Origin of the sequence: Collinsella sp. TM06-3 (assembly GCF_003436395.1) — a bacterium.
In the GTDB taxonomy this organism is placed as follows: Bacteria; Actinomycetota; Coriobacteriia; order Coriobacteriales; family Coriobacteriaceae; genus Collinsella.
Genome location: NZ_QSPG01000014.1, coordinates 21425 through 32403, shown reverse-complemented (window position 1 = coordinate 32403; position 10979 = coordinate 21425). Strand labels below are relative to the sequence as shown.

At 61.2% G+C, this 10979-nt stretch carries 9 protein-coding genes and 1 tRNA gene; 2 read left to right on the top strand and 8 right to left on the bottom strand.

The window, feature by feature from the left end:
• Window positions 1-64: 64 nt before the first annotated feature.
• The 6 genes from DXD56_RS06855 to DXD56_RS06830 are packed head-to-tail and all read right to left on the bottom strand — an operon-like array spanning window position 65 to window position 6113.
• Window positions 65-1768, bottom strand: a complete 1704-nt coding sequence (locus DXD56_RS06855; protein ID WP_117640678.1) for a hypothetical protein — start codon at window positions 1766-1768, stop codon at window positions 65-67.
• Window positions 1761-2510: a signal peptidase I gene (locus DXD56_RS06850; protein WP_117640677.1), complete on the bottom strand. Its 750-nt coding sequence runs from the start codon at window positions 2508-2510 to the stop codon at window positions 1761-1763. The genes DXD56_RS06855 and DXD56_RS06850 overlap by 8 nt, the downstream gene beginning before the upstream one ends.
• Before the next feature lie 60 nt (window positions 2511-2570).
• Entirely contained in the window at window positions 2571-3377 is an 807-nt protein-coding gene (locus DXD56_RS06845) for a hypothetical protein (protein WP_117640676.1), read from the bottom strand.
• 2 nt (window positions 3378-3379) lie between these two features.
• A complete protein-coding gene (locus tag DXD56_RS06840) occupies window positions 3380-4366 on the bottom strand; it encodes a hypothetical protein (protein WP_117640675.1) in 987 nt (328 codons plus the stop codon).
• Window positions 4367-4380: 14 nt separating this feature from the next.
• A complete protein-coding gene (locus DXD56_RS06835; protein WP_117640674.1) occupies window positions 4381-5217 on the bottom strand; it encodes a hypothetical protein in 837 nt (278 codons plus the stop codon).
• Between the two features lie 11 nt (window positions 5218-5228).
• On the bottom strand, window positions 5229-6113 hold the full coding sequence (locus tag DXD56_RS06830) for a hypothetical protein (RefSeq protein ID WP_117640673.1): 885 nt from the start codon (window positions 6111-6113) through the stop codon (window positions 5229-5231).
• 231 nt (window positions 6114-6344) lie between these two features.
• Here DXD56_RS06830 and DXD56_RS06825 point away from each other — a divergent pair.
• Window positions 6345-6419: transfer RNA gene (locus DXD56_RS06825), tRNA-Val, on the top strand.
• Window positions 6420-6924: 505 nt separating this feature from the next.
• On the opposite strand, the gene DXD56_RS06820 is transcribed toward DXD56_RS06825, so the two are convergent.
• The gene (locus DXD56_RS06820) at window positions 6925-7938 is read right to left on the bottom strand and encodes a hypothetical protein (protein WP_117640672.1); all 1014 of its coding nucleotides are present in this window, start codon (window positions 7936-7938) and stop codon (window positions 6925-6927) included.
• Window positions 7939-8430: 492 nt separating this feature from the next.
• On the opposite strand from DXD56_RS06820, the gene DXD56_RS06815 reads away from it, so the two are divergent.
• Entirely contained in the window at window positions 8431-9129 is a 699-nt protein-coding gene (locus DXD56_RS06815; RefSeq protein ID WP_117640671.1) for a DUF5710 domain-containing protein, read from the top strand.
• Window positions 9130-9793: 664 nt separating this feature from the next.
• Here the strand turns inward: DXD56_RS06815 and DXD56_RS06805 are convergent.
• Entirely contained in the window at window positions 9794-10876 is a 1083-nt protein-coding gene (locus tag DXD56_RS06805; RefSeq protein WP_117640669.1) for an HNH endonuclease, read from the bottom strand.
• Window positions 10877-10979: the final 103 nt, after the last annotated feature.

The following is a 10979-nucleotide window of genomic DNA, read 5'->3' as shown; positions in this document are numbered from 1 at the left end:
CGTGGCGACACCACACAGGGCAAACGCTACTGATTGTCTTGTCCCACGCCCCGCGCTTACGGCATTAGTAGAAGTTCTGGATCCGCTGCAGATACATGACGGAATCGGGCAAGCCGCCCTCGCCAAAGGTCTTCTCGATGTACTCGATCAGGCCCTTCATCTCGTCGCGCACAAAGCTCACGTTCATGGACTCAAACTTCTTGAGCACCTTGCGGGCGATGATGTAGTCCATGCCGCCCAGCTCGGTGCCGCCGCACGCCACGTACACGGGGATAAAGTCGTACATCTGCTTGATGATACGGTTGCCAAACGCCAGCTTAAAGCGGGTCTGCAGGTACTGGTCCAGCTTATGCATCTTCTGGAGCAGCTCCTCGTCGATCACGTACTCGACCTTGGCCTTTTGGAACAGATACTGCAGATGCTCGGCCGTCACGTGCACGCGCTCGTGCGGCTCGCACTCAAACGCGTCGGCACGCTCGTTGAGCTCGATGGGAATCGCACGGTCGTACACCTTGTCCGTGATGGTAAAGGTGGAGTCGTCGTTGTTGGCCGTGCCAATGAACCACAGGCTGTCGGGGATGGTGAGCTTGCCGTCGTGCAGAGCCTTGGGGTCGGCGGCCCACCGGGTGGGGACCAGATCGAGTACCCACTCGTCGTGGCTGGGCATCTCGAGCACCGACAGGATCTCGGCAAAGTAGTACTCCACGCGGGCGAGGTTCATCTCGTCGAGCACGATCATAGACGGGTCCTGGCGAAGGCCCGCCTCGTACACGGCGCGGAGGAACTCGGTCTCGTTAAAGCGCTTGGAAAACTCGTTAAAGTAGCCCAGCACCTCGGTGCGATCGCGAAAGCTCGGCTGCACAGACACGATGGTCGCGGGGTTGTCCAGGTAACGGCTAAAGCTGTAGGGCAGCGACGTCTTACCGGTACCCGAGATGCCCTCCAGGATCAGCAGCTTGGAGGCGGCCATGCCGGCCACAAAGCGGCGGATGATCTCGGGCGTGTAGTAGAGCTTCATCTGGCTGCACGCAAACGCGCGGAAGCTGTCGACAAAGTCCTCCAGCGAGATGGCATCGTCGTAGACCGGCGACTCCCAGTCGCGGTACTTAAGGTCCACCAGGGACAGCTTGGGGAAGCGGTTGGCCTGGGCGATTTCTTTTTCCTCGGCAAGGGTCTTGGCCTCAACGGTGGCCTTGGCCATGGCGGCCGCGGCGTCCTTGACGCCCTCGCCATCAAGCGCGAGCGACGCGTTGCCCGACACCACGGCGGCCGTGGCGCCCTCGCCCGCGCCGGCACCCGTGCCGGCACCTGCAGCGGCGCCCACCACGTTGCCCACCGTGGGCAGGTGGTCGTCGGCCAGGGCCGAGGCGCCCACGTACGGAATCTGCTTGGTACCGCCCATGGCATTGACCTTGAGCGCCAGCAGCTTGTTCTTCTCGTCCATGAGGTCGAGTACCTGCTTGTTCAGGCGGCCGATCTCGCGATAGAGCGCCTTGTTGGACGTATCGTCGCGATGCAGACGGCGGTTGATGCGGTAGCGGTGGACCAGAATGGCCACGATCAGCACGGGGACCGCGATGAGCATGGCAAACAGAATGATCGCGCCGATCTTGCCCACCAGGTCAAACGTGGTGAAGTAGGTCATAAAGATGTTGAAGTACTCAACCCAGCCAAACACCAGCAGGTTAAGGATGGAGCTCACAACGGCAACGACGTTGTAGACGACCTTTGCCAGCAGCTCCCAGGCAAATCCCAGAAACTCACTCACCGTCGGTATCCTCCTGCTTGGTCGCGTTCATCGCCGCCTCGGCCTCGGCCTTCAGACGACGGGCCTCCTCGAGCTTGGCCTCGGCCTGGGCGAGCTGCTCGGCGGCGTTATCGGCGGTGATGGTGGCGTCAGCGCCCTTGCCCTCGGCATCCACGATGGCAGCCGCGGCGGCCAGGCGGTCCTCCTCGGCCATGGCGCGCTTGAGGTTCATGCCGACCACGATGAGGTGATACACCTGGTAGATAAAGAACAGCAGCATGGGCAGCACGATTACGATGAGGAAACCCATGGAGCTGGACAGGAAGTCCATGACCTTGCCCATCTGCGGCAGCGCGAACACGTACTTGCCCACGATGTCGCCGTCGCTGATGATGTGCGAATCGGCCACGTCGTTGTTATCGCCCTTGGTGGTAAAGCTGCGCATGCCGTTGACCTCGTCGATGGCGGCGATGCGGTGCGTGTTGAGCGCGTACTCGTTGTCGATAATGGTGTGGAACGTCACGATGTCGCCCACCTCGAGCTTGGAGATGTCGCACTTTTTGATGACGATGAGGTCGCCCTTGTTAAACGTGGGCGCCATGGAGTCGGACTGTACGGCGAGCGGGGTGAAGCCGGCGATGTCCGAGACGCTGCCGTCCTCGCGCGTGGCGAGCGTGGTAAACGCGTACAGGGCCGCCACCAGGATGATGATCCACATGACGACGCTCAGTGCGATGGATGCGGCCTTTTTAACAGATTGCATGATGTCCCTTACTACCGTGTCTGACTAGGTCGTGCGCGGCCCGATGGCCGCCGTGCATATCTACTGTTCCTCGATGCCCTCAAAGCGCATCGAAACCGAATAGTTAGCTCCCTTTAGCATATTAGTGCAATTTGGGTCCGTTCCCTCGAGCCATATGCGAACGGTTACCGGCTTGTCCGTATCTTTTATTAGGTCGAACATGTCGCTGGCCGCGTTCGCTACTCCCGAGTCAAGCCCAAAGACGGTGGCCGCACCAGACGAGCCCCCGCCTCCGTTGGGGTTGTAGACCCAGGTGTGACCGTCGGCGGTAAAGCTCATGCGCATGGCGCTGGCCATGCCCTGCGTGTCGGAGCTAAATCGCGTGCCGGACGCGCCACCGTCGCCGTCCTGCCCGGTCAGGCGAACGCGCAGGTCCGTACTGCTCATAAAGTGCAGCGTGAACTCCAGGTAGGCGCCGGTCGCGGGATCGGCGGTGGAGCCGTCCTCGAAGGTAAAAGTCTGGTAGTCGCTCGTGGTGACGGGCTTGAGCCTGGATGCATCGATGTCCACGCCCTTTTCGCTGGCGATACGTGCCGAGATCCGGTCAAAGCCCAGACTGTGCACGTATTCGTCGAAGGTGGCGTGCTCGTCCAGGTCAAAGCGCAGCGAGCCGTCGGCGTTGGCGTCGATCATGAGCATGCGGGTCTTGGCACTATCGGCGATTGAGAACCAGGCGAACGTTGCCATGGCTATCGCCACCAGCGCAAACAGCACCAGAACCACAGTGGTGGTGAGCTTGCGGCGCAGGTCGGTGTCGGCGGGCGCGGCGGCGCCGGCGGGCTTGCCGGTGGCGGGCGTGCAGCTGGCGGCGGGTTGCTTACGCGTCATGGCTACTCACCGTCCAGGGTCGCAAAGAGCGCCAGGTGCAGGGTGCCCGGGTCTTGATGCAGGTAGTCGGCGCTATCGGGGTCGGTGCCCTCGATGTAGTAATAGATGTCCAGACGATAGGTCTGGCCAAGCCCCAGCGTGGCGAGCGCGTTTTGCGGGCGCGTGGCCGTCTCGCTCGTGTCCAGCGTAAAGGCGGCCGGGTCCTGTGTCACGTTGACACCGCAAGCGAGCTGGCCGTTTTGCCAGCCCAGCAGCATGCCATCGGCGTAGCCGGCAAGGCCAGCTGGGGCGGTCGTGGGATGCTCGCCGCGATGGCCGCCGTCGGAGCTGTCGAGCTCAAAGATGTTGGCGGCAAGCACCTGATTGCCGCTCGAGATCTTAATGCCCACGCGAGCTGCGCGCAGCAGCTCGGCATCGGCCCCCTGCGGAACCAGCGATTCGGCCAGATACAAGCTGACCCTGCCCTTTACTTTGCCGGCGCCCGTTCCGGTAATGATGGGGCGCAGGTCGATCCAGCCGTGATAAAACGTGGAGCCGTTGTCTTTTGCCTGCTCAAACACCGTGGCATCGCCGGCTGAGTTGTTTTGCGCGCAGGCAGCAAAGCCGTTGAGGTCAAAGGTCGAGACCGGGTAGAGCGTCACGGCCCCGCTCGCGGTGGAGGCCAGAGACGCATCGCCCTGCTGCGACCAGTTGCCGCGATCGGCATCGCCCAACTCCAGCACCAGCTTGGACGTGTCGCTGTGCACGCTCACCGAGTTGGTGTTGACCTTCATGTTGCTGGTAAACCAGGCGTAGGTCGCGGCGCCCAAAGTGGCGGCGAGCGCCACCATAACGAGCGCGATGTAGGCACGCGCGCGACGGGCGTGACGGCGGGCGGCGGCGCCCTCAGGGCGTGTGCGCTCGGCGACCGCGCTGGAGGGGACCGCGGGGCTCGTGCCCTCGGTTTTGGTCTCGCGGCTATCTGCTGGCATGTGCTGCTTATCTTCCATGACGATTCGCCCCCTTATGCCTTGGCCGCGGCAAAAGCAAGCTGCAGCACCACATCGCGGGCCTGGGCCTCGTCGATGCAATTGGCGTCGCAGCCTTCCATGTACACAACGTAGCGAACGCTTGCCACCTCGTTGGCGGCCAGCGTGCAGATGGGCGTGACGCCTGCGCGCGCCGTGGGCGTGTCGCCGGTGCCGTCCATGCTGTAGGCGCTTATGGCGCGTGCGGGATCGGCGGTGTAGATCCAGCCCGAGGCGCCGGCTGCCGCAACCACGCCGTCTTGCGCGGTGGTGCGCCTACTGGTGGCGCCTGCGGTGTTGCCCAGGTCATCGCAGGTAAAGATATGCGTCTGCGTGCCCGACTGGGTCGTAATGACCAGACCCAGGCGCAGCGCGGCCAGCAGCTGCGGATCGCTCGTCACGCTCATCTGGCCCTGATACAGATACACGTTGAGCGCGCTATCGCTACCCTTAAGGTACAGCGTGCCCGAAAGGGCGTAGTCGTCCAGCTGCGCGGTGCAGTCGGCGTAGTCGGTCGTGATGCCGGCGGCGTTTTGGAACGTGCCGCGCCAAAAGCGGGAAAGGTCTGCCGTCGAGATGGGATAGAGTGTCTTGTCGGCGGCGGCAAGCGTTGCCGTCGTGTCCCAGGGTCCTTTGGCCGAAAGGCCAATCTGCAGGTCGGAGCTCTCGTCGCTTACCGTGTGCGCCACGGGCGTCACGTTGGTGTAGCGCGAGTTGCTAAACCAGGCGTAGGTGGCGACGCTCAGGGCGGCCACCAGCACCAGCATCCATGCGGCCGCGGCAACCATGCGACGGCGCGAGCTTAGGATGTCTTTGATGTTCGATGCACTCATATCCGGCCCCCTTACGAACGCTTGCCGGCAAAGCGCAGCGCCAGCGATTGCAGGCTGGTGGCGGCCAGGTTGTTGGTGCAGTCGGGGTCGCAGCCTTCCAACCACACGTACACATCCACACGCACGGGCGTGCTGCGGTTGGTGCCCTTGGCAGCGGCGGGCAGGCTGCAGATCTTGGTCGTGGCCTCCTTGAGGCTCACGATGCCGGTGTCTTCGTTGTAGTCGCAGAAATTTGCGCTGGTCAGCTGGTCAAAATGAACTGTTGTTCCATCGGAGCGGGTGCTGTCGAGCACCAGGTGATTCTGCTCGTTCTCGCCGGCATCCTTGCCGTCGAGTGTGTTGTAGCGCGTCTGAGGATTGTGCTCGCCCGAGACCTCAAAGATGTACTGCCCCGTAACGGTGTCGCCCTGCCCCGGAGCATAGGTAACCAGGCCCACGCGCAGGGCGGTGGAGATGGGGCTTGCCGGGTCCTGCTCGGTAAAGTCGATGCCCGACAGGTACACATCGGTCGCGGCCGAGTTGGTGGCCAGGTACAGGGAGGTCTTGTAGTAGTCGGAATGCTCGGCGGCGCCAAACATGCTGGCAAAGAGCGAGTCCTGGGTGGTTCCGCCGGTAAAGCCCGTTACCTTTTGGAAGCCGTTGAGCACATTGTCGGTCGAGACGGGATCGAGCAGGCCCGAAAAGCTCAGACCGGCGTTGGTTTTGTATTCGCCGTCGTACTCGTTGGAGATAAGGAAGGTAACGCCCGTGCCGGCGGCCATCTTGACATCGGTGATGTGGCGGTTGGCGTTGTAGATGTACCAAGCATACGTTACGGCTCCGGCAGCGGCAAGGGCCACCAGCAGCGTGGCGAGCATGCGATTGAACTGTTTTCGCAGCGAGCGCGCGTCCGACATGCCCCTCCCCCAGATGCCATGTTGCAAACTACCTGGACATCATTTGCCCATAATGGGCATTATTTTACGCGAACGTGCAGTTCATCGGGGGTACAAACGCGACTTTTCGTGTGCTGTTCGCGCTGCGACAGGCTCCGATGGGGCCACAATTCACCAGTTTTTTAAAATAGTTCTTGCCACCGGGTGGGAGCTCCGTTATATTATTCCCTGCGCACTCGCGCACCCTTGATCGGGCGTTTAGCTCAGGGGGAGAGCGCTTCCCTGACACGGAAGAGGTCAGAAGTTCAAATCTTCTAACGCCCACCAAATGTTCGCAGCTCAGAGGCTTCGCCTCTGAGCTGTTTTGTTTTACGCCGCCAAGCCAAGAGGACGGCGCGGCACCCAAAGCCGCCTCAACAACGCCAGCAACCACCCCAACCAAGCCCAAAGCCGCTTCCGCGCCGTCGACAACCACACCAACCGAGCCAAAAGTGATCTCGACAACACCGGGGGCCACCCCAACCAAGACCACAGTCGCCCAAACAGTCTTGGCGACCGCCTCAACCGGGCCTGGATGGGCCTCGATGCCACATCCGGACAACCTTCCTATAGTCAGGTCTAATACTTTTCCGCGAAGTGAACGAGCTTATTTGGACCCCCGAAGCATGCACACTTTTCGAAGCCAAAAACCGCAGGATCCCAATGGCAAAACTGCAGGAAACGAGTCACCAAAAGTGTCGATGCTTCGGGGGCCCGTTTTGACTCGTTCACTTCGCGGAAAAGTATTAGACCTGGAAATAAGGCCGTTAGCCCCCACGACCAACAACCGCCTCTACCAATGCCGATGCGCGTCGATGACGGTTTGCCAAAGCTTAAACCGCTTCGTTTCGACGCGCGCAAGGGCAAGATATCGCTGCTCCTCCGTCATGGGCCTGTTAAAGATAGGTCGCTTATTCCGATGCAGCTTGCGCCGAATGCGTTCGCACAGGCGAACGAGCTTTTCGTAGTCGCTCGCCTGGTCAGTCGTCACCGTAAAGTACGCGACCCCATTGAGCATCTGCAGTTCGTTGCGGCGCTCGGCATCCTTGTGGATTTTTTCGCTTCCATCATGGATAGCGTCGCTGTCGTAATCGACCAGCGCGGTAAGCACCTCGGGCAGCAAGCCAGCCCTTACTTTATCCAGGCCCACCTCTGCTTTCGCCGTAAGCGTTATGTCGGGCGTGCGCTCCAACACGCGCAGTTTGTGGTTACGCCCATCGTTGTAACCGTCACGAATGAAGTACTTCTTGTTCAGCTCGGCCTTGCCCAGCGCAAGCCCGCCGTAATGCGCAGGCAGCGACATAAACATGCAAAGCCCCGACTCCCTTGGAGACCGCGAGCCCTCTTCCACGTACGGAAGCAACGCCTTCGCCTTGGCGACACCTCTCACCTTTGACGCCCGGTCAAGGTACGCCGCAATGAGCTCCTTGGTCGTGAGCCTGCTATCGCGCATGCCCCCATCCCTGCTTGTCACCCCACCGGGCGCAAGGTTATCCAACCGGTAGTTCGATGTCATGGCATAGCCGGCATAGATGGCCTCGGCCGCAGAGCTGTCGTGCGCAGCCTGCACAAACGCCAGCTCGGGGGAGCACACATACGCATCCAGGCCGCCCATCCAGTGGCCCAGCGAGATAAACGAGCCCGCCGGGAGCTCGTTGGTGCACAGGTGCGTCTTAACGTGCTTGCTCCGCCGACGGTCGGCGCGCGACGGCACCAGCAGATCCAGCGCTTGGATCCCCAGGTCATAGCGATCGATAAAGTCCTGCGCCTCTTGGTCCGACAGCGCGCAGGCGCCCGCAATCGACACGACCTCTGGTTCCGAATCCCCAAATCGAGGGTTCGGCAGGTGCGCCAAAAGCGCCAACGCAGCGTTATGTGAAACGATAAAGTAGCTCATGGCGCGAAGATAGCATGTGCATCGGCGGCAAGCAGCAGCCCCGACAAGTTTTCGTCAAACGACCGGCAATAGTCTGCCGCGACGCATTCAAAGTGCTCATTCGCCGACGTCTAAATGTAAATCCGTCAAGCTTTTGGCAAGCTTGCCGCTCAACTGACCAAAAGCTGACCATTTACTTGCCCGTTTGCTTGACGGCGCGTCCTCGCCAAAACGGTCCGCGACTTCTCGGGTGGTCGAGGCGCTCGCCCGGAGGCCACGCGCCGCGTCTCAGCCGCCCCGCCACTACAGCAAACAGCGCCGACCACCAGCTTAAATCCCGCCAGGCCAATCCGCGCGCATCGACTATCCACCGCTGGGGTATCCTTGAAACCAATGCACCGCAAGCCGCACAAAGGAGCCGCCATGCGCACCGAGCTCGATGTTCCCTTTTCGTACAAAGACGAGGCCAAGGCCCTGGGCGCCAAGTGGGACCGGGTCAAGAAGATCTGGTACGTGCCCGATGGCGTCAACCCCGAGCCCTTTGCCGCGTGGCTGCCCGGCGTGGATCGCTCCGACCCCAGCACGCCCTACATCTACCTGGTGCTGGGCAAGCGCGAATGTTGGAAGTGCCACGAGCAGACGACGGTCGCGGCCTTTGGCATTCCGTATCGGGTGGCCGAGGACTCGGGCAGCAAGGCTGCGCCCAGCACTGCGCCCGCCATGGTCGATGCGGGCCACATTGCGATCGACACCGCCCGCGCCAACGCCATAGCCATCGTCCCCGCACTGGGCTGCGTGCCGGCCGAGATCCGCGACTACCTGCGCGAGCGCTGCGGCTACAAGCCCGTAACGTCGCGCACCACCAAGACCGTATCGCTCGCCAGCACCTGCACCGCCTGCGGCGCGCTGCAAGGCAGCCATTACCTGTTCGAGGAGCCCACGTCGCCGTTTGCGCTCACGGCCATCAACAAACTGCCCGCGCTGGAGTTTGTGCGCGTGGAAGTCGCCGGCGTCTTTGGCATCCCCGCCGCTCAGGACAACTTTGACCAGGCGCTCTTTACCTGGGCACGCGACCACCACACCCAGTTCCACAAGACCCTATGCGAGGGGATTTACCTGTAGGGCAAAGCTCGAAAATCGAGTCCAGATTTCCTCGAAAATCGAGTATACGCAGGTAGATGAGTTGCCTGTCCGTAAGCTATAACCCCAAGCTTGGGGACCGGTGAGCACTTCTGGCAGCAAGCTACCGCCCAGAGGCAGAAGTACCCGGCAGCTTTGCTCGAGGGTGGATAATCTCCCATTTTCGACAGCTTTTCAGCCCAAAAACGGGAGATTATCCACCCTCAGTTTTCAAACGTCCAAAAATCCTCGCTCGCTAGCAGGGGATTAGGCATCGGCATCGTCATAGGTAATGGCACATCCGCAGGCTGGGCATTGTTGAGGATAGACCGGAAAACGCAGACCCGTTCGAGCACGCGGGTCGGCGGCGCGCTTGTCGCGGGCGTCGATGAAGTTGATGTCTAGGCATGGGAGGCCTGCACCGCAGCGAGGGCAGGGCAGACAGATTTGGCTGCAGTTAGCCTCGACGAGCGGAAATAAGCTCCGATCCATCAGAGTGCGCGGTAAGTTTCCGTATGCGCCGCGCGCGATATCGCTTCGCCACCCCATGGCCTCCCCTTTCCTGTTTTGCCTGCTGAGGAGAGGATGGCAGGATCGGACGGCTCTTGCTGTGGCGCGGCGCGATCCGGTCAATCGACATGATTGGGTTGCGACGGGCAACAGCCGACTAATACGGAGCAACGCCCTCCGCCCGACGCCGCGATTCCGAGAAATCGAACTCGGCGCGATGAGCCTCGAGGAATCGAGCGTTGGGACGCAAGCAATGTTCGTCCGGCTCGCGCAACACCGAGCCCGCAAACGTCGCATAATCCGTATGCCGCAGAAGGTACGATCCGCATAGTTGATAGTCGCCGCGCACCAACTCAAACGAAATCAGATGGGCGTCGAACAGCGAGTGCAGGTCGCGGCGCAGCAGAATGCCGTTGCTGACAACCTGCGACTTAGGACCCGAGTAGTTCTCAATATGCGCAGCTTCGAGCGCTTCGTTAACATTGCAACCCGAGACGGCGCATCGACCGGTATAGGCCTCAAAGAGCTGCGTGCGAAAGCGCTGCTGGCCGATTCGCTCGCGGCGCAGCGCATAGCGAGCCTTTTCATCGTCGCTCGCCGGAGCGCCGGAAAACTCCGCCGCAACCGGAGCATCCTTCATGTAGCTCATATCGGGGAAAAAGCGCGCGTCGGGTCCACCTTTATGGACAGGACCATGCAGTACAAACCAGCTGTTCTCAGGCTCGTAACGCTCGACGAACGCTAGGCCCAGCACCTTGTAGCCAGCGCTCGTTGCAAAGAACACGCCAACGGGAACGCCACACTCCATGCAGTTGATCATCTTTTGGTTGTAGTCCTGGTCGCGCCAGTTTTCGACCGAAGCACTTTGCGACGAGTACTTGAGCACCCACGTGCCGTCCTCAAGATAGAGCGGCGGAACATCGGGATAGGCACCGCGCTTGGAATTGTGCACCGAAAGGGCGAAGGTTTTCTCACGCGGATGTTTAACGCGCTCGCGACCAGGCCAGAAGATGCCCGAATCGCGCGACACCGGAAAGAGCTCGGAATCAATCGTCAGGCGAAAGGGATATTGAGGGCTATCGGCATTGGTGCGATGCGGGAGCTTGTCCCACAGGCCGCCACGCTGCTCCTCACGCAAGAACCACTCCCAGGCCTGGACATATTCGGACGGCACAAAGCTGCAAGCGTTGTCGAAACTCGGCCGAGCAATCAGCGGAATACTAGAAGCGATGCCGTCCATAAGGAACCTCCAGGAAGAACAGTTCCCCACATTATCGCCGATCTACGCGGGCTCATGAGCAACCGTTTTGCGCAAAGCCACCGCACAAGAAAGGGGCCGCTTC

What these genes read in the sequence shown, in the direction of transcription:
- DXD56_RS06850 (WP_117640677.1), bottom strand. Translation starts at nt 2,510, where the DNA reads ATGCAATCTGTTAAAAAGGCCGCATCCATCGCACTGAGCGTCGTCATG.
- DXD56_RS06845 (WP_117640676.1), bottom strand. Translation starts at nt 3,377, where the DNA reads ATGACGCGTAAGCAACCCGCCGCCAGCTGCACGCCCGCCACCGGCAAG.
- DXD56_RS06840 (WP_117640675.1), bottom strand. Translation starts at nt 4,366, where the DNA reads ATGGAAGATAAGCAGCACATGCCAGCAGATAGCCGCGAGACCAAAACC.
- DXD56_RS06835 (WP_117640674.1), bottom strand. Translation starts at nt 5,217, where the DNA reads ATGAGTGCATCGAACATCAAAGACATCCTAAGCTCGCGCCGTCGCATG.
- DXD56_RS06830 (WP_117640673.1), bottom strand. Translation starts at nt 6,113, where the DNA reads ATGTCGGACGCGCGCTCGCTGCGAAAACAGTTCAATCGCATGCTCGCC.
- DXD56_RS06815 (WP_117640671.1), top strand. Translation starts at nt 8,431, where the DNA reads ATGCGCACCGAGCTCGATGTTCCCTTTTCGTACAAAGACGAGGCCAAG.
- DXD56_RS06805 (WP_117640669.1), bottom strand. Translation starts at nt 10,876, where the DNA reads ATGGACGGCATCGCTTCTAGTATTCCGCTGATTGCTCGGCCGAGTTTC.